Raw genomic sequence first — 18,293 nt, forward strand, 5'->3', positions numbered from 1 at the left:
TAGAGGATTTTAGATAGTTGCTCCCAACCGTTCACCGCGGTAGACCCCGGAGCGAATACGCTCCCACCAAGCCTTATTGTCGAGATACCAGGCAACGGTCTTCCGCAGGCCAGTCTCGAACGTCTCCGCTGGGCGCCATCCAAGGTCGCGCTCGATCTTGCTGGCATCAATGGCGTAGCGTAGATCGTGGCCAGGCCTATCCGCAACATAGGAGATGAGCTTGTCCCGGGATCCAATCGTACTGCTCGGCGCCATCTCGTCAACAAGGTGACAGATGGCACGCACCACATCGATGTTCGTGCGCTCGTTCCAGCCACCGATATTGTAGTTCTCACCCACCCTGCCCTTTTCGGCGACGAGGATCAAAGCCTCTGCATGATCCTCGACATAAAGCCAGTCACGCACGTTCTCACCCTTGCCATAGACCGGAAGTGCCTTTCCCTCCAGCGCGTTCAGAATCATGAGAGGGATCAGCTTTTCCGGGAAGTGGTACGGGCCATAATTGTTGGAGCAATTTGTAACGAGCGACGGCAACCCGAAGGTATGGTGCCAAGCCCGAACGAAATGGTCTGATGCTGCCTTAGAGGCCGAATAGGGTGAGTTGGGCTGATAAGGATATTCCTCATGGAAGAAGCCTTCATGTCCCAGGGAGCCGAAGACTTCATCGGTTGAGATGTGATGGAAACGGAACGCATCGCGGCCTGTGGCGTCTAGCTTGTTCCAGTAAGCCAGAGCGGCTTGGAGCAGAGTGAAGGTGCCGACGACATTAGTCTGCACGAACTCGCCTGGACCATCAATCGAGCGATCAACATGACTTTCAGCCGCGAGGTGCATAATCACGTCCGGCTGGTACTCGTCAATCACTGCTTGCATTTGGCGGAAATCGGCAATGTCGGCGCGCACGAAACGATAGCGTTCGCTTTCGGCTACAGGTTTCAAGGAGTCGAGATTGCCCGCATAGGTGAGTTTGTCGAGGACGAGAACCTGATGCGGTGTGTCCGAAATCAGCTTGCGGACAACGGCCGATCCGATGAACCCAGCGCCCCCAGTTACCAAATATCTCTTTGCCATGTCCCGTGCTCTTCTTCATCCTCAGTTGCCGGGTATGCTTTGCAGTCTAGCGATAGCGACCCGCCGCTTGCTTCTCCGGCAGGGTACTAGCCTATAATGGTAATATCGTCCACGCCTTCCCACTCACCCTTCGGGCGTGGGGGCAATAAGCCACATTAGTTATATTATATCATTAATAATCACAAACTACACCGCTACTGCAGGTCTTGAACCGAGGAAAGAAAGCGCCGAGCCTCTTTGCGCACCCGCTCCAGCAGAGGGTGCTCCTCCACCTGCCGATAGGCTGCCAGGATCCTGTCGGCGCCATAAAGTTCCCGCAGACGCTTCCAAGCCTCTGCCATGTGGACCATCCGCTTTTCCTCATCGATGCTTCTCGACTTGCGGTGATAGACGAAAGTGTTGGTCGCGACGGCCAGTTCGAAGCCTGCCGCAAGCGCTCGAAAGCAATAATCGTTCTCCTCGCCATAGAAGAGCTTGAAGTTCTCATCGTCAAAGAACCCGATGCTCTCGATAACTTCCTTCTTGATGCCGAAGCAGAAGCCATGGACGAGGGGCACGCGCGGCACGAGATCCGCGTTGCTCCAGACCTCACAGGCGAGATCGAGGTCGGAAGGCGTCACTCCTGGCGGCAGGAGATTGATCGCTGTGTTCTTGCCTTTGGCCTTGATCTGGGGAATCGACTGCGCTCCCGCGGCATTGGAGAGCGGGCCCACGATGCCGATTCTTGGGCTCTGGTTTGCCGCATCGAGAAGCTTTAGAGCCCAGTTCGGGCTGACAATGGTATCGCTGTTCAGGAGGATGCGAAAATCCGAGGTTCCGGAGGCAAGACCTCTGTTCGCCGAGCGGGTATAACCGAGGTTCTCGTCGTTCTCAAGCAGCGTGATCTGGCTCTTGTCCGCGGCGAACTCCCGTAGATAGACGGTCGTTGCCTCGTCGGACCGATCATTGACGAGAATGATCCTATGATGGGGCAGGAGGTTCGCCCACGCGGACTCCAGGCAGAGGCGAACATCCTCTAGGGCATTGTAGACGCACACGACAAGGTCGATGGGAACCTCGGCCAAGGACTGCAGCCGCTGATCCTTCACTTCGGCGAAGAAATGTTTGGCCAAGGGGTCGGCCAGGGCGCCCAGCCTCAGGAGCGCCTCTGGTACTATCAAGGCCCGTGCGAAGCTGTGTCGGAAATACGCGAAATCCCTGTGATCCCTCACGGAGGCCCCGTGCGGAAGCAGTGAAGTGATGTCGAGGTCGGGACAACGATAGTTCACCCATGCTAGGCCAAGCTGATCCCGGCGGCTGTACCGTTCAATCTGCTGCCACCACAGGTTAAGGGCCTTGGAGGTTGCCCGTTTATCGAGGGGAACAACCATGAAGCCCGTCTCGAACAGGGGCTGCTTGAGGGGCAATCCCGCCTTTTGGTAGTCCTCGACCTGCCGATCGATGAGTTTCGCGGCATCCTTGTTCAGCCGCTTGCAGGCTTCCGCCTCGTCATAGAAGCATCCGCGATGCGGATGAGCGATGAGTCCGAGATCGCCGTTCTTGCCGACAACAAGGTTGATGTAGTGGTGAATATCGCCCTTCAGGATGATGTTGGCATCAAGCCAGACGGCGACTTGATGACCCGGGAACAGTTCATGAGGATGGGTCTTGACCCAGCGGGCAACTCGCGTCGGGTCCGGGTGATAGTACGGCGCGGCCCGCATCTGCCAGACACCATAATCGTTGCGCGGACGATCCGTGAAACATACGTAATCGACGTCCAAATCAATCCGCTCTGGGAGGAGCAGGTTATCGTACTCACCGAAGATTGCCGTGTAGAAAACAATGCGACGCTTCCTTCGCGAGGAGCTGCGATAGGCGGAGATCTGTCCTGGTACATCCTCCCGGACTTCCCATCTATTGTCGAACAGGGCACGCGTGGCCCGCCTCGGCAATCTGGTGACCAGAATGTCCTTCGTCCGGTCAACCGTACGTTGAACCAGGGCAGCCGTTCCAGGGAGGCCACGGGCAAGGAAACGTAGGGGGCGCGTCACTGTCCAGGATAGAGATCCGCGCAACCCTCTGATTTCGGCCTGTAGGCTGCGGATTGTGGCCTGGAGTTCAGCGATCTCTTGGGTTTGCCTCTCGATCTGCTCACGCAGGGGCGCGACCTGGACGGCGGCGCTCGCCTCAACGTTTTGGGGCAAGGAATGCTGCGTATCCTGTATCATCGGTCCAAGCCCTTGCCGTTCAGGATCATCGGATTCGGCCACTGGGCGCATGAAAATATGCATCCTACGGTGATCCAGCCGCTTCCATCAGTCCTTTGCTTCCGGTCCAGCGAATGACACGTCAGCATCGTGACGTCATCCGTCCCTTGAATCGACACCCGCAGAGGCTGAATAGTTCTCGATGACCTCTTCAAGGTCTCCGAATGCCTTGATGCGACCGTGCTCGAGGAGGACCGCTTTATTGCAGAGATCCCGCAGGACCCTGTTGGAGTGTGAGGCTAAGACGAGCAGCTTGGATTCTCGTGCAAAGCTCTCCAATTTTTCATTGGCCTTTTTCAGGAAACGGGCATCGCCCGTTGCCACAACCTCGTCCAGGAGCAGGATATCTGTTTCGACATGCGTCGAGATCGCAAAAGCCAGGCGGGCGCGCATACCGGAGGAGTAGGTGCGCATGGGCAGGTCGAGAAAGTCCCCGAGCTCGCTGAACTCCGCAATGGTATCGGCCTTCTGCTTCAACTCGGCCTTGGTCATCCCAAGAAAGAGGCCACGAATGAAGATGTTGTCGTACCCGGTCGAATCCATGTCCAAGCCGAAGCTAAGGTTCAGCAACGGGGCGACACGTCCCTGAATGGTCACGCGTCCATGAGTGGGAGCGTAAAGCTTGGCCATCACACGCAGAAGCGTACTCTTGCCTGCACCATTATGGCCCAGCAGAGCCAGGCGGTCCCCTGGGCCGAGGGCAAGTGACAGCTGGTCAAGAGCACGCACGACCATCTGACCTGTCTGCCCAGACGATAGTTGCCCGCCGATAGGCTTCTCCCCGGACGATGCACGCTTCCTATCAGACTTCCATGCCTGAACGGGGTACTCCAGTGTCACATTCTCAAGCTTAATCAGCGCCATCGTCAGACCTCAAACCCAGAATGCAATCCGACGACGCCAATGGGCATAGATCGGGACCGTGATACCCCATCCAACCAGGGTGATCGCGAGAGTAACAGTCCAGATCATCGCGCTCGGTGTCTGCCCCAGAAGCGGCGCACGCACGAGCTCGATGAAATAGTAGAAAGGATTGAAGTCTACGAAAATCGTCCGAAGTCCTTTGACACTATCCGGATACCAGAGGATCGGCGTCACGAAAAAGGCAAGGCGCATGGCGTTCGGTATCAACTGCCCCAAGTCTCTGTAACGGACGTTAATCAGGCCTAGTAGAAGGGCAACCCAAATCCCATTCAACACCACAACTGCCAAAGCGGGCAGAACGAATATGACATTCGGAAACGGCGAAACCTGATAAAGAAGCATAACGGCGACGTAAACAATGGCGTTATAGCAGAAGATGATCAGGTTCTTCCAGAGAAGCTTGTAGACATAAACCGTTGCGGGAACAGCAATTTCTCGGATCGCCGATGCATTGCTCACAAATGCATCCTTGCCCTCGGTCACGAGCGCCTGCAACAAGGTCCATATCATGTAGCCGGTAACGAGATGCGGGATGTACTCTGACATCGGGCGCCCCATGATTCCGCCGTACAGGCCACCAATGGCGGCTGCGACGAAAGCGAGGCTGAGAGTATTCCAGAACGGTCCTATCTCCGATCGACGATGGCGCATCTTAACCTCGCGCCAGCCAAGCGTCATCCACAGCTCACGCCAGCGCCAGCCGTCGCGAACCTCGCGTAGCACCTCCAAGGCCTTCTCATCCGCTCTCAAATTCGCTTCCTTGATCTCAATCCTGGCGTTGTGCTGTCGATCCAAGGCGGGGGCAGATCCAATTTCGGACCCTCCCCGCCAGCTCTATCGCAGGCTGACACCCGTACTCCCAGTCAGCTCCGCAGCTTTTACGCCTTCACCACGTTGCGACGAGCGCCCAGGTACCGTCCACGAGTATCCACGATGAGCTTGGCGTGCTTCTCGATGGTCTCATAGTCGAACTTGTCGTGGTCCGTGGCCAGCAGGACAAGATCGTAGCCGGCCAGCACCTCCGGACTTAGCTCGACGCTCTCCAGATCGAACGAATAACGCCGCATCTTCGGGAATCTCGGAACATGCGGATCGCTGTAGGCGATCATCGCGCCCTTCGCCTGGAGCAGCGTCATCAACTCGACAGAGGGCGACTCCCGCATGTCATCAACGTTTTTCTTGTAGGCGATGCCGAGGACGAGGATCTTGCTGCCGCGGATCGGCTTCTCGCGCTCGTTCAACGCGTTGGCGATCTTCTCGACCACCCATTCAGGCATCGTGCTGTTGATCTCGCCGGCAAGCTCGATGAAGCGTGTGTGCAGCCCGTATTCGCGTGCTTTCCAAGTCAGATAGAAGGGGTCGATTGGAATGCAGTGGCCGCCAAGTCCAGGTCCCGGATAGTACGGGACGAAACCGAACGGCTTGGTTGCAGCCGCGCGGATCACCTCGTGGATGTCGATCCCCATGCGATCCGCGATGATCTTCATCTCGTTGACAAGGCCAATGTTGACCGCGCGATGGATGTTTTCCAGAAGCTTCGTCAGCTCGGCCGCCTGAGTCGAACTGACTGGAACGACTGTATTGATCACCTGACCGTAGAGCGCCATGCCGACCTCAAGGCAGGACGGGGTGGAGCCGCCGCAGACCTTGGGGATCGTGTGCGTGCTGAACTTGGCATTGCCTGGATCCTCGCGCTCCGGCGAGAAGACGAGAAATGCATCCTCACCTACCGTGAAGCCGGCCTTCTCAATCCGAGGCCGCAGTTCCTCTTCAGTGGTGCCGGGATAGGTCGTGCTCTCCAGTGACATGACCTGACCAGCCCTCAGATGCGGGACGAGAGCATCGACGGTGTTCAGAACGAAGCTGAGATCCGGCTCGCGGTACTTGTTTAGAGGTGTCGGAACGCACAGGATCAGCGCATCTACCTCGCGGGCGCGGGACAGGTCGGAGGTCGGCTCAAAGCCATTCCCGATTGCCTTGGCGATGCCCTCGGAGCCGATATGCTCAATATAGGTCCGTCCCTGCTTCAAGACCTCGACCTTGCTCTGGTCGATGTCGAAGCCGACAACCCTGTAGCCAACCTCGGCATACCGGAGAGACAACGGCAGACCGACATAGCCCAATCCCACGATACCGATCACAGCGGTTCTATCGTTCAGCTTTTTCAGCAGCGTATCTTGGTGCATCGAAAATCTCGGCTACAGGCTCGTGGGGAAGCGAGTCCCTTCTATAAGGGCATTGATCCGGACCGCATACCTCAGGAAAGCGCCATAGTGCCGCGCCTTTCGCAAGGGAAGAACCTCTCGGCCGGCAAGCCTGACCGGAGTCCCTTCGAACGCCGCTATACCTCTTCGGCTGTTCTCCAGCAACCCTGGCCCCTATCTGCCTCAACGCGCGAAGGTTGGAACCAAGCCTGTTGATCCCGGCCGGTGTGCAAAAAGGGCTAAGATACTGATGGAGTTGAACTTCCGGCGAGGTCCGGACTCGATTGTCCCGCAGGAATGCGCAGGCGGGGCGGGCGAACTCGGGCAGTCTTCGAGAGACACCTGGGATAGGTCAGTGACCTGCGTCCCTCCCGGTGCTTGCCCGTCTTCGAACATCGCTTTACTACGCTCGCCTGATCCAGGGGGCTTCCATGCGCATCTTGGCCGTCGCGGTCACATATAATCCGGAGATTGCGCTTCTGGCTCATGTCCTCGGGTCGGCCTCATCGCAGGTCCAGGGCCTTGTGGTCGTCGACAATGGGTCGGCCAATGTCGAAGACATCCGGCGAACGGCCGCCCAAGCTGGAGGTCAAACCCTTGAAAATCATGAGAATATCGGGATCGCCGCGGCACAGAACCAGGGCGTTGCCAGAGCCTTGGCCAACGGTTTTACCCACGTCCTGCTGCTCGACCAGGATACGGTTTTCAAACCTGGAACGGTGATGAACCTGGCGCAAGATCTTTCGTCGCTCGACCGGGACGAAGGGAGAACAGCCGCCATTGGCCCAGCCTATTTTGAACTCAACAGCCAGCGACAAACGCGAGCCTATCGCGCCGGTGGGGTGCGCTTGTCCCGGCTCTCTCTTGCCAACGAGACGCGTCCAATTGCCAGCGACTTCATCATTGCTTCGGGCTCTCTGATCCCTTTGTCAGTTCTGAAGGCGGTGGGAGGATTCAAGGAAAATCTCTTCATCGATCTCGTCGACGTCGAGTGGTGCTTTCGCGCCCAGGCGGCAGGGTACAGGAGCTATCTCTCTCCCACAGCGAACGTGGAACATCGGCTCGGGAGCGGAACCGTGCAGGTCGGGCCGCGTGAGGTTGCTGTCCACGTGCCCATCCGGAACTATTACTGGGTGAGAAACGCTCTCTGGCTTGCTCGCCAGCCCTACACACCCCTCGCCTGGAAGCTCTACTTCGTCAGCCGAAGCTTGGCGTTCCTCGCGACATACCCAACTCTCGCCGACCAGCGAGCGGCCAGGCTGAAACTCATCCTCAAGGGCATTCGCGATAGTGTTGCCGGCCGCCTCGGCCCTATCAATCGCTGATGCCGGGCTTACCCGACCCGCCGCCTGGCCTCAGCCAATCCCCATTCCAATAGCTGTTCGGCTCGATCTGCTGCCGCAGCCTCCACATAGACCCGCAGTTCGGGTGCGTTACCAGACGGGCGGAAATGCACAACCTCGCCATTCTTCGCCGTGATTCGCAAACCGTCGCGGGCATTGACCGCGGCCACACCGCCTAAGGGAGCCATCAGCTCGGCCCGGAACGCCTCTTCCTGCTGCAATCGAGCAACGAAAGCTGCGCTTCTGTCCGTCGCAACATTCTGAAGACGGTTGCTGGCCGCGGCCTTGAAGGCGAAAGTCGCACCTATGTCGGCAAGAGGCTTGCCTTGCGTGACGATCTCGCCGAGGGCGCAGAGAATCGGCAGCATCGCGTCCCGGGTCGGGAGGGCCACAAGCCGGCGCCCGTCCCGCGCGATGTCGGAACCGAGCAGCACGCCGCCGTTGGCCTCGAACCCGACGACAGCCTGCGCCCCGGATGCGATGGCCTCAGCCATGCCTTCGATGACGTAGGGTGACCCTACCCGGGTGCGGAGAACTGTTCCGAAGGCACCGAACTCCTCGAGAGCGGAGTTGGAGGTCACAGGCGTGACGATCGCGTCCGACCCGAGAGACTTGGCCGTAATCGCCCCCACGAGATCTCCGCGCAGGAATGTTCCGCCTGAATCCGAGATCAGAGGGCGATCTGCATCGCCGTCGGTCGACACGATGGCGTCGAGCGACTGTTCGCCGGCCCATTGCCGGGCCAGAATCTCGTCCTCTTCGCGCAGGGCTTCGGTGTCGACCGGGATGAAGCTGGTGGCCCTCCCGAGCGGCACGGCCCGGGCTCCTAGGGACTCCAGCATCTCGACGATGACATCCCGAGCCACCGACGAATGCTGGTAGACCCCGACCGTGAGGCCCTTCAATGCCCCGTCCCCGAAGAAGTCGCGATAACGAGCCTTGTAGGCGGCTACGAGATCGATGTCCGGCCTCCCTGCACGGATCCCCCGGGCGGCCTCGGGCACGGAGGCGATCCCCAACTTGCCATGCCAGGCCAGAATGCTCGCCTCGTCCTTTTTGTCGATCTCGCCCTGGGCCCGGTAGAATTTCAGCCCGTTGCGATCCTCCGGGATATGGCTTCCGGTCACCATGATCGCCGGAATGCCGAAGCGCATCCCATGAAAAGCCAGCGCCGGAGTGGGAAGAGCGCCGCAATCGAGCGGTACGAGGCCGGCTTCATGCAGCGCCGCACAGCAGAGTTGGGCAATGCTCGGGCTGCTCTCGCGCAGATCCCGCCCGACCAGCACGACATTGCGGGACGCCGCCGCGGAGCCGTCCTCCTTGAGCATCTCGGCGAATGCGCGGGTATAGGCGAAAGCCGGAACGCCGTTCAGTTCGACCACCAGACCCCTCAGCCCACTCGTGCCGAACTTCAAGGACGACGGGACGATTGCTGGGTTCATGTCCATCCGGGGCTGCCTGCTTCTAGGTTGGGGGGCTCAAGGCCGCTTGCGATCAAAAGCGGCGTTCCTCGACATTCGAATGCGAGAATAATTTCGAGCCCGCCCTTGCAAGTCAACGCACCCGGTCGGCTCGGACGGGTCACCCGGATGGATGACGGAGTTATACGGATTACCGCAAAGGCATCGCGACTTTAAGCCTTGAGCCCTGGTGCTAAACGCTTTCCCATGCGGCGGACACTTCCGATTTCCGCAACGCATCCAAGATTCGCATGTTCAGGATGGCGTCTTCCAGACCGAATTCGAGTGGTGCCGCGCCTCTGACCGCCCGGCTGAAGGCCTCCCCTTGAAGTTGGTACTGATCCACCGCGGGAAAATCGAGGGCTCGCGCGGAGCGATCGCCATGCTGGCTGCCGTCATCGACGAAGATCCGTGTGGGGCTGTCGGGCGGTGCGTTGAAGGGAACCTCGATCTCGATTCGCCCCTTCGTTCCGAGTATCTGGACTATCTGATAGGGCACCGCCTGGGTCGAGACCGTGAAGGCCAGCTGCCGCCCTCCTCCGAAGTCCATAAGGGCACTGGCGGTGCGGTCGACGCCGAAGCCCGGATCACGATCCACAAGCGCCACCACCCGCTGGGGCTCGGCGTTAAAGGCATAGCGCCCGGCCACGACCGCATAGCAGCCGATATCGAGGAGCCCTCCCCCGCCGATATCGGGATTGTTGCGGATGTTGCCCGGGTCGACGTTGAAATATGAAAAGACGACGTGGATCGCGCGCAGATCTCCGATCTCGCCGCTGCGAATCACGTCGCGGGCCCGATGCCATTGTGGATGATGGCGGACCATGAAGGCCTCCGCGAGCATGACCTGCGACGCAGCGCGCTTGAGCTGCTCCGCTTCTCCGGCCGTGATGGCGATCGGCTTCTCGCAGAGGACATGCTTGCCAGCGGCGGCCGCCTCCAAGGTCATCGGCACATGCAGATGATTGGGCAGCGGATTGTAGACTGCTTCGATCTCAGGATCGGCAAGAAGCGCCTCATAGGAGCCGTAGGCCTTCGCGATTCCGAGCTCCGCAGCCATGTCCCGCGCGGATGCCTCGTCTCGTGACGCAACCGCAATGACCTTGCAGAGCGGGCTCTTCATCATACCGGGGACAACCTTCACCCGACCGATCTTCGCGGTGCTCAGAATTCCCCAACGGACAGGCTGCATGGCGTTCTCCTCGATTGGTCTCTCGTGGGCGGCTTCGATCTCACATCGCCGATCGGCGCAGCGACTTGTAATCCTTATGCAGAACAGGTCCCGTGGTGTCCCGCTCCAGGAGCGTCAGCGGCAATCGGACATTCCAATCCGCGGCCTTCATCTCGCCTCTGATCAGCTTCATGAGAACATCGGCGCCCACGCGCCCCAATTCATGCAGGGGCTGCCGAAAGGTTGTGAGCGTAGGCTCGGTATAATCCGCAAACTCGATGCCGTCGAAGCCGATAACGGAGACATCCTGCGGGACCCGGACGCGTTCGGCTCTGACCCGTTTGATGAAACCGATCGCGCTCTCGTCACAGGCCGCGAAGATCCCGGTGGGGCGGTCCTTCATGGCCAGGAAGGCTTCGGCCGCTGCGACGCCTGTCGCGAAGACGAAGGACCCCTCCCAGCGGACGAAGTCATCCTGCCGGAAGCCGCTCGCGGCGATACCCTCGCGGAACCCCTGGAACCGTTCATGTTCGATGATCGAACTCGGCGTTCCGGAGATATAGCCGAAACGGCGATGCCCGAGCCCGGCTAGATATTCGACAGCCCTGTGGGAGGCTTCGCGGTCCTGAACGACCACGTTCGGAATCGCCTCGTCCTCGATGGCAGCGCACACGGCGACGATGGGCAGCCCGGATTCCCGCATGTCACGGGTGCCGTTTTCCGGAATGTACCCAGTCAGCAGAAGGATGCCATCCACCTGCCGGGACAAAGCGAGGTCCACATAGCGGGCCTCCCGCTCCCTGCGGTTGTCAAGGTTGCCGATGATGATCCCATATCCTGAGTGTGTCAGTTCGTCGTCGACTCCGCGGAGGATCTCGGCAAAAACCGGATTCGTAAGACGCGGGGCGACCACCAGCACGTTCATGGTGCGGCGCGTGCGCAGCTTCTGCGCCGTGCTATTGGGAATGTAGCCGCTGCGGCGCACCGCCTCCATCACGACGTCGTGCGTCTTCTGCCGCACCTTGCCAGGTTCGGACAGAACGCGGCTGACGGTCGCCGTCGAGACGCCCGCAAGACGAGCCACATCGGCGATGCGTATCTCCTTCACGGAACGCCATCTTTTCCGACTCATTGAGGTTTCCCCCACCCCCTTATCAAGACATGTTACCTTCTCTCATAGGATATAACTTCCCTCAACTAGTGTCTTGACTAATCTAAAAAGCCACTACAACCTATACCCCAAGATGTAATCGATTACAACAATCGATAAGACGCTTCTGGGAGGAAGCCATGAGCATGAAGACACGCGTTTCCGCGTATACCCTTTCTATTGCCCTGATCTGGAGCAGCGGTGCGTTCGCGCAGCAGATGAAAGCAGAGGTTCTGCACTGGTGGACCTCGGCCGGCGAATCCGCATCGGTCAAGGTCTTCGCCGATCAGTTCACAAAGGGCGGAGGCACCTGGGTCGACAATGCCATCGCCGGCGGCGCGAATGCCCGTACGGCCGGCATCAACCGCATGGTGGGCGGCAATCCCCCGACCATGATGCAATTCAACACTGGTAAGCAATTCGACGAGCTGGTCAGCAATGACTTGGTCCGTGACGTCGACCAGCAGGCACAGGCAGGCAAGTGGCGGCAGATCATGCCCAAGCCGATCGTCGATGCGACTGTGCGCGAAGGTAAGTTCTTCGCTGTCCCGGTCAATATTCACGGCCAGAACTGGATGTTCTACAACACGAAGATCTTCGCCGATGCCGGTCTTGAGCCACCCAAGACCTTCCCAGAACTGGTCGAGAGTGGTGAGAAGCTGAAGGCCAAGGGCATCATTCCGCTGGCGCTCGGCGGCCAGCCGACCTGGGAGCACAACCTGTTCCGGGCCGTCGTCGTCGGCCATGGCGGAGCGGACATGTTCCGTCAACTCTACGGCACCCGCAAACCGGATGTGGTGAAGACCCCCAAGTTCAAGGAAACGGTGGAACTCTTCGGAAAGATGCGCGGTCTTGTCGATCCGGGCAGCCCGGGCCGCAACTGGAACGACGCGACGGCACTCGTCATCACCAACAAGGCGGCGATGCACTTCAACGGCGACTGGGCCAAGGGTGAATTCATCGCGGCAGGCCAGACGGCAGGCAAGGAGTACGGCTGCACGGTTGTCGGGCAGGAACCCAAGCTGGTCATCGGCGGGGACGTGTTCGTCTTCCCGGCGACCAAGGACAAGGCGGCGCTGGCCACCCAGGACAAGTTGATCCAGGTCCTGCTCGATCCCACCACGCAGATCGAGTTCAACAAGAAGAAGGGCTCCATCCCGGTCCGGATGGATGTTGACGTGTCATCCATGGATATCTGCGCTCAGAAATCCCACTCCATCCTGAGCGATCCGGCCAACCAGGTGGAAAGCATGGAGATCCTGAGCCCGCCGAATTTCTCGGGCGCCATGCAGGATGCGGTCACGCAGTACTGGAACAACCCGAACATGTCGGCTGACGCCTTCATCGAGAAAATCGTCAACGCCATGCGCGACGCCACCTAAATCACCCCACCTCGCCCCGGTCACGCCGGGGCGAGGTCTCCATCATTGAGTCTTGATGCACTCGCAATGGAGCCTGCCTGGTGGAAACGATCTCGATCTGCGCACCCAGTACCTCTCCGAGCGGCACGAAAGCGCGACGCAGCGCACGCACACGCCTGCCCGCAGCCGTTGCCCTCCTGCCGACGGCGCTCATTGTCCTCGTCGTCTATATCGGCTGCATGCTCTGGACCGTGCGGCTCTCCTTCACGAGTTCGACCCTCCTGCCCAAGCTCGACTGGTTTGGCCTGACGCAGTACACCCGCCTTTTCGCCAATGACCGGTTCGTCACCTCGGCCGAGAACATCGTCATCTTCGGCGCCCTGTTCATCTCGGGCTGCCTGATCATCGGCTTCCTCATGGCCGTGTTCATCGATCAGAACGTGCGCGGCGAGGGACTTTTCCGAACTGTGTTCCTTTACCCCTATTCCATGTCCTTCGTGGTCACCGGCGTCGCGTGGCAGTGGTTCCTCAATCCCGGACTTGGTCTGCAGAAGCTGGTCCGCGATATGGGCTTCGAGAGCTTCACCTTCGACTGGCTCGTCAACCAGAGGATGGCGATCTACACCATTGTGATCGCTGGCCTCTGGCACGGCTCCGGACTTACCATGGCGATCATGCTCGCGGGCTTGCGCGGCGTGGACAAGGACCTGTGGAAGGCCGCAAAGGTGGACGGCATTCCGACCTGGCGTGTCTACACCTCCGTCGTCCTGCCGCTGCTGCGCCCCATGGTTGTCACCGCCACCGTGCTGCTTGCGACCGGTGTCGTGAAGCTCTACGACCTCGTCGTGGCCATGACCCTCGGCGGTCCCGGCATCGCCACCGAAGTGCCGGCCAAGTTTGTGATGGATCATCTGTTCGAGCGCAACAACATCGGCCTCGGAACGGCTGCCGCGACTATCATGCTGATCACAGTGGTGATCGTCCTGGCTCCCTGGGTCTACACCCGCTACGTTCGTCCGCAAGGGAGGCATGCATGAGCACCGCTGTGCCACAGGGCCGCCGTCCTCGTCACCTCACCATTGGCCGCATCGGCGTCTACGTCTTCCTGGTTACGGCCGCCCTGTTCTTCCTGCTGCCGCTCTGGATCATGGTGGTGACGTCGCTCAAGCCCATGGACGAGATCCGGCTCGGCAACATCCTCGCGCTGCCCGCCGCCATGACCATGGATGCCTGGACCAAGGCCTGGTCTTCCGCCTGCACGGGCCTGGAATGCAACGGCATCAGTGTGGGTTTCTGGAACTCCGTGCGCATCCTGATCCCGTCGGTGATCCTCTCGATCATCGCTGGTGCCATCAACGGCTATGCGCTGTCGTTCTGGCGCGTCAAGGGTGCGAACGTCATGTTCGGCATCCTGCTGCTCGGGGCCTTCATCCCCTACCAGGTGTTTCTCTACCCCCTGGTGCGCATCTTTTCGATGACCGGGATCTACAATTCGCTCACCTGCATCGTTCTGGTTCACGTGATCTTCGGTCTGCCGACCATGACCCTGCTGTTCCGCAACTATTATGCCGGGTTGCCGATCGAGTTGTTCAAGGCGGCGCGCATCGACGGTGGCGGGTTCTGGTCGATCTTCTTCCGGGTGATCCTGCCGATGTCCACGCCTATCTTGGTAGTCGCGACCATCCTGCAGGTCACCGGCATCTGGAACGACTTCATCTTCGGTCTGACCTTCGCGGGGCGCGAGAACCTGCCGATGACCGTGCAGCTCAACAACATCGTCAACTCGACCCAGGGCGAGCGTGCCTACAACGTGGACATGGCGGCGACCATGCTCGCAGCCCTCGTTCCACTCGTCGTCTATTTCGTCTCTGGCCGCTGGTTCGTCCGCGGAATCGCCGCCGGCGCTGTGAAGGGATAAGGCATGTCGACCGTTTCCGTTCGTGATGTGACCGTCGCATTCGAGTCCGTTCAGGTCTTCGACGGGCTATCCCTCGATATCGACGAGGGTGAATTCATCGTCCTGCTCGGGCCGTCGGGGTGCGGCAAGTCCACCCTGCTCAACGCCATCGCGGGCCTGCTCGACGTGGCGGAGGGTCAGATCTGGATCAACGGCAAGAACGTGACCTGGGAGGAGCCCAAGGACCGCGGCATTGCCATGGTGTTCCAGTCCTATGCTCTCTATCCCCGGATGAGCGTGCGCGAGAACATGTCCTTCGGCCTCAAGATGGCGAAGACGCCGCGCCCCGAGATCGAGAAGCGGGTCACTAAGGCGGCCGAACTCCTTCAGATCACACCCCTCCTCGACCGGCGCCCGGACCAGCTCTCCGGAGGCCAGCGCCAGCGCGTCGCCATCGGCCGAGCGCTTGTCCGCGACGCCGCCGTCTTCCTGTTCGACGAGCCGCTTTCCAACCTCGACGCCAAGCTGAGAAACGAACTGCGCGTCGAGATTAAGCGGCTGCATGCACGGCTCGGCAAGACCACCATGGTCTACGTCACCCACGATCAGATCGAGGCCATGACACTCGCCGACCGGATCGTGGTCATGCGGGAGCAGAAGATCCAGCAAATCGGCACGCCCGACGAGATCTATCATCGCCCCGCCAACCTGTTCGTGGCGGGCTTCGTCGGCTCACCGCAGATGAACTTCATCAAGGGCCGCCTCGAGAACACCGGAGAGGGACTGAGCTTCCTGGCCGGGGACCGCCGCCTGTCCCTGTCGGCCTACCCGTTCGCGACCGCCCCGTCGTCGGGTCAGGAGGTCGTGCTCGGCGTGCGACCCGAACATCTCGAGATTGCGAGCAACGGCATATGGCCCGGCTTCAAGGTCGACATCGTCGAGCCCATGGGCGCGGACACCATCATCTGGTGCAGCGATCCGATTGGCTCGGTTCAGGTGCGCACCACAGGCAGCCGCCGGGCCGCGCCGGGCGAGAGCCTCACGCTGCATATCGACCCCATGCAGGCCTCCCTTTTCTCGGCAGAGACCGGCGAGCGCCTGTGACCACCCCACATCGCGACCGGCCCCACCGCATGGCGGGTCGCGCCTGTCGTCACGAACCTTGAGGATTCCATGAGCGTCACGGACAGTCTTTCCATTCAACTCTACACCCTGCGATCGCTCGAGGACCTCGACCAGATCCTCGACACGGTGGCCGAGGCCGGCTATCGCCATGTGGAAGCGGTCGGCTCACACTTGGACAAAGCCGCCGAGGTCCGCACGAAGCTCGATGCGCGGGGTCTCAAAGCCTCGTCCAGCCATGTCAGCATGGCGGCCCTGCGCGAAAAGCCCGACGCCATCGTCGAGGCATGCCGGACGCTTGGCCTCACGGACCTCTACATGCCGGCCGTTCCGCCGGACGAGCGCGACATGGCGGCCGACGGCTGGCGCTCGCTCGGCCGCGAGCTCGGGCAGATCGCCGAACGCTTTCAGGACAATGGGATCCGTCTCGGCTACCACAATCATCACTGGGAGCTGAAGCCGAAGGATGGGGCGAAAACGGCTCTCGAACTGATCTTCGAGGCCGCCGGATCGAGCCCCCTCACCTGGCAGGTCGATGTGGCCTGGCTCGTGCGCGGCAATGCCGATCCGAAACAGTGGATCGACCGGTACCGTAGCCGGATCACGGCCGCCCACGTGAAGGATATCGCCCCCGCCGGTCAGAATGAAGACCAGGATGGCTGGGCCGATGTGGGCTCGGGCACCTTGGACTGGCGCGACCTCTGGCGCGTGTGCCGTGCGGCGGGCGCGAAATGGATGGTCGTCGAGCACGACAAGCCCGCGGACCCGAGACAGACAGCCCGCAACAGCTTTGCCTTCCTGCGCACGATCGAGGATTAAGGACCATGAACTCCCTCAACGTCGGCATCATCGGATGCGGCAACATTTCAGGTATCTATCTCCAGAACATTCCCGCCTATCGCGGCCTCACCCTGCGGGCCTGCGCGGACATGAAGCCCGAGGTGGCACAGGCACAGGCAAGCCGGCACGGCATCGAGGCCCTGACCGTCGACGAACTGCTCGCCCGTGACGACATCGACCTGGTGGTCAACCTCACCGTCCCGGCGGCTCATTTCGGCGTCTCGCTCGCGGCACTCAGCGCCGGCAAGCACGTCTTCTCGGAAAAGCCCCTTGCGGTCGATTTCGAGCAGGGTCGCCGGCTCGTGGACGAAGCGGAGGCGCGTGGCCTTCATCTCGGCTGCGCCCCTGACACCTTCCTCGGTGCGGGCGGGCGCCTCGCCCGCAACCTCGTCGATGAGGGCAAGGTCGGACGCATCCTGTCAGGAACGGCCTTCCTGATGTCGCACGGCATGGAGCACTGGCATCCGGATCCGGAATTCTTCTTCAAGCCCGGCGGCGGACCGATCCTCGACATGGCGCCCTACTACTTGAGTGCCCTCGTCAATCTGATTGGCCCCGTCCAGCGCGTCCTCGCCATGTCGAGCATCGGGTTTCCAGAGCGCATCGTGACGTCCGAGTCCCCGCGCAAGGGTCACCGGATTCCGGTCGAGACGCCGACCCATGTGATGTCGCTTCTCGAATTCGCCTCCGGCGCGCAGGTGACCTTCTGCATGAGCTGGGACGTGTGGAAGCACAGCCATCCGGCGATCGAGATCTATGGCTCGGAGGGCTCGCTCCGCGTACCGGATCCGAACTTCTTCGGCGGCCACGTGGAGATCACCGAGCGCGGCGGCGACTGGCGCGCCGTCGATTCGAGCGAGATGCCACTGGGCTCTCCCAACTGGCGCTCGCCCAACTGGGCTCCCGAGGTTCCGAACAAGGCCAATTACCGTGCGCTCGGCCTCGCCGACCTCGCGAGCTCGGTTCTGAACGGTAGCCCGCACCGCTCCAGCGGTCGCCTCGGTCTGCACGTCCTCGAGGTCATGCACAGCGTCCTCGAAGGAGCAGCGACCGGGCAGCCCCGGGCGATCACCACGACGCTTGAGCGGCCGGCGGTTCTGGAGGATGCCGACGCGGCGCTCCTCTGGAAGGGGCAGCCTCAGACGGCCTCTGCAGCCTGAGATCGATCACAGCGGAAGAAAGAAGGAACGATGCGCGAAGCACTCATCGTGTGGGGCGGCTGGCCCGGCCATGAGCCGGAGCAATGCGCCACCATCGTGGCCGGCCTGCTGCGGGACGAGGGTTTTCAGGTTCACCTGGAGACATCGACCCGTGCCTTTGCCAGCCCTCAGCTCTCCACGATGAGTCTCATCGTGCCGATCTACACCATGTCGAAGATCGAAAAGGACGAGGTGGCCAATCTCTCCAAGGCTGTCCGCGAAGGCACGGGCCTCGCGGGCTATCACGGCGGCATGGGGGACGCCTTCCGCGAGGCGGTCGAGTACCAGTTCATGTGCGGCGG

General features: G+C 60.7%; 16 protein-coding genes. 8 read left to right on the plus strand and 8 right to left on the minus strand.

Annotated features, from left to right (window positions below):
• Positions 1 to 9: 9 nt before the first annotated feature.
• The 5 genes from rfbB to KBI52_RS25515 form a co-directional block, all read right to left on the minus strand.
• Entirely contained in the window at positions 10 to 1,071 is a 1,062-nt protein-coding gene (rfbB, locus tag KBI52_RS25495) for a dTDP-glucose 4,6-dehydratase (RefSeq protein WP_210812164.1), read from the minus strand.
• Positions 1,072 to 1,265: 194 nt separating this feature from the next.
• Positions 1,266 to 3,257 carry a glycosyltransferase gene (locus KBI52_RS25500; RefSeq protein WP_210812165.1) on the minus strand — a complete coding sequence of 664 codons (1,992 nt, stop codon included), beginning with the start codon at positions 3,255 to 3,257 and terminating at the stop codon, positions 1,266 to 1,268.
• A gap of 159 nt (positions 3,258 to 3,416) precedes the next feature.
• Entirely contained in the window at positions 3,417 to 4,184 is a 768-nt protein-coding gene (locus tag KBI52_RS25505) for an ABC transporter ATP-binding protein (protein WP_210812166.1), read from the minus strand.
• A 9-nt stretch (positions 4,185 to 4,193) separates the two neighbouring features.
• Positions 4,194 to 5,039: an ABC transporter permease gene (locus KBI52_RS25510; protein ID WP_210812167.1), complete on the minus strand. Its 846-nt coding sequence runs from the start codon at positions 5,037 to 5,039 to the stop codon at positions 4,194 to 4,196.
• An 83-nt stretch (positions 5,040 to 5,122) separates the two neighbouring features.
• A complete protein-coding gene (locus tag KBI52_RS25515) occupies positions 5,123 to 6,430 on the minus strand; it encodes a nucleotide sugar dehydrogenase (RefSeq protein ID WP_210812168.1) in 1,308 nt (435 codons plus the stop codon).
• Positions 6,431 to 6,888: 458 nt separating this feature from the next.
• Between KBI52_RS25515 and KBI52_RS25520 the strand changes: the two genes are divergently transcribed.
• The gene (locus KBI52_RS25520; RefSeq protein ID WP_210812169.1) at positions 6,889 to 7,773 is read left to right on the plus strand and encodes a glycosyltransferase family 2 protein; all 885 of its coding nucleotides are present in this window, start codon (positions 6,889 to 6,891) and stop codon (positions 7,771 to 7,773) included.
• 8 nt (positions 7,774 to 7,781) lie between these two features.
• Here KBI52_RS25520 and KBI52_RS25525 read toward each other — a convergent pair whose 3' ends face one another.
• The 3 genes from KBI52_RS25525 to KBI52_RS25535 all read right to left on the minus strand — a co-directional run bounded on the left by KBI52_RS25525 (position 7,782) and on the right by KBI52_RS25535 (position 11,530).
• The gene (locus tag KBI52_RS25525) at positions 7,782 to 9,221 is read right to left on the minus strand and encodes a phosphomannomutase (RefSeq protein WP_210812181.1); all 1,440 of its coding nucleotides are present in this window, start codon (positions 9,219 to 9,221) and stop codon (positions 7,782 to 7,784) included.
• A 223-nt stretch (positions 9,222 to 9,444) separates the two neighbouring features.
• The gene (locus tag KBI52_RS25530) at positions 9,445 to 10,443 is read right to left on the minus strand and encodes a Gfo/Idh/MocA family protein (protein ID WP_210812170.1); all 999 of its coding nucleotides are present in this window, start codon (positions 10,441 to 10,443) and stop codon (positions 9,445 to 9,447) included.
• Positions 10,444 to 10,483: 40 nt separating this feature from the next.
• Positions 10,484 to 11,530 carry a LacI family DNA-binding transcriptional regulator gene (locus tag KBI52_RS25535; protein WP_210812171.1) on the minus strand — a complete coding sequence of 349 codons (1,047 nt, stop codon included), beginning with the start codon at positions 11,528 to 11,530 and terminating at the stop codon, positions 10,484 to 10,486.
• A gap of 182 nt (positions 11,531 to 11,712) precedes the next feature.
• On the opposite strand from KBI52_RS25535, the gene KBI52_RS25540 reads away from it, so the two are divergent.
• From KBI52_RS25540 to KBI52_RS25570, 7 genes are all read left to right on the plus strand, one after another.
• Complete coding sequence (locus KBI52_RS25540) at positions 11,713 to 12,954, plus strand: ABC transporter substrate-binding protein (protein WP_210812172.1); 1,242 nt, start codon at positions 11,713 to 11,715, stop codon at positions 12,952 to 12,954.
• An 89-nt stretch (positions 12,955 to 13,043) separates the two neighbouring features.
• On the plus strand, positions 13,044 to 13,970 hold the full coding sequence (locus KBI52_RS25545) for a carbohydrate ABC transporter permease (RefSeq protein WP_371823212.1): 927 nt from the start codon (positions 13,044 to 13,046) through the stop codon (positions 13,968 to 13,970).
• A complete protein-coding gene (locus KBI52_RS25550; RefSeq protein WP_173948556.1) occupies positions 13,967 to 14,851 on the plus strand; it encodes a carbohydrate ABC transporter permease in 885 nt (294 codons plus the stop codon). The genes KBI52_RS25545 and KBI52_RS25550 overlap by 4 nt, the downstream gene beginning before the upstream one ends.
• A gap of 3 nt (positions 14,852 to 14,854) precedes the next feature.
• On the plus strand, positions 14,855 to 15,934 hold the full coding sequence (locus KBI52_RS25555) for an ABC transporter ATP-binding protein (RefSeq protein WP_210812173.1): 1,080 nt from the start codon (positions 14,855 to 14,857) through the stop codon (positions 15,932 to 15,934).
• Positions 15,935 to 16,003: 69 nt separating this feature from the next.
• A complete protein-coding gene (locus KBI52_RS25560) occupies positions 16,004 to 16,771 on the plus strand; it encodes a sugar phosphate isomerase/epimerase (protein WP_210812174.1) in 768 nt (255 codons plus the stop codon).
• A 5-nt stretch (positions 16,772 to 16,776) separates the two neighbouring features.
• Positions 16,777 to 17,952, plus strand: a complete 1,176-nt coding sequence (locus KBI52_RS25565) for a Gfo/Idh/MocA family protein (RefSeq protein ID WP_210812175.1) — start codon at positions 16,777 to 16,779, stop codon at positions 17,950 to 17,952.
• 30 nt (positions 17,953 to 17,982) lie between these two features.
• Positions 17,983 to 18,293, plus strand: a 311-nt coding sequence (locus KBI52_RS25570; protein ID WP_210812176.1) for a ThuA domain-containing protein, incomplete at its 3' end; no start/stop codon positions are given.

Source organism: Microvirga sp. HBU67558 (assembly GCF_018069605.1).
GTDB classification, from domain to species: Bacteria; Pseudomonadota; Alphaproteobacteria; order Rhizobiales; family Beijerinckiaceae; genus Microvirga; species Microvirga terrae.

Excerpts from the sequence above, each read along its gene's own strand:
- KBI52_RS25505 (WP_210812166.1), bottom strand. The coding sequence starts at position 4,184 with ATGGCGCTGATTAAGCTTGAGAATGTGACACTGGAGTACCCCGTTCAG.
- KBI52_RS25560 (WP_210812174.1), top strand. The coding sequence starts at position 16,004 with ATGAGCGTCACGGACAGTCTTTCCATTCAACTCTACACCCTGCGATCG.
- KBI52_RS25515 (WP_210812168.1), bottom strand. The coding sequence starts at position 6,430 with ATGCACCAAGATACGCTGCTGAAAAAGCTGAACGATAGAACCGCTGTG.
- KBI52_RS25555 (WP_210812173.1), top strand. The coding sequence starts at position 14,855 with ATGTCGACCGTTTCCGTTCGTGATGTGACCGTCGCATTCGAGTCCGTT.
- rfbB (WP_210812164.1), bottom strand. The coding sequence starts at position 1,071 with ATGGCAAAGAGATATTTGGTAACTGGGGGCGCTGGGTTCATCGGATCG.
- KBI52_RS25540 (WP_210812172.1), top strand. The coding sequence starts at position 11,713 with ATGAGCATGAAGACACGCGTTTCCGCGTATACCCTTTCTATTGCCCTG.
- KBI52_RS25530 (WP_210812170.1), bottom strand. The coding sequence starts at position 10,443 with ATGCAGCCTGTCCGTTGGGGAATTCTGAGCACCGCGAAGATCGGTCGG.
- KBI52_RS25565 (WP_210812175.1), top strand. The coding sequence starts at position 16,777 with ATGAACTCCCTCAACGTCGGCATCATCGGATGCGGCAACATTTCAGGT.
- KBI52_RS25550 (WP_173948556.1), top strand. The coding sequence starts at position 13,967 with ATGAGCACCGCTGTGCCACAGGGCCGCCGTCCTCGTCACCTCACCATT.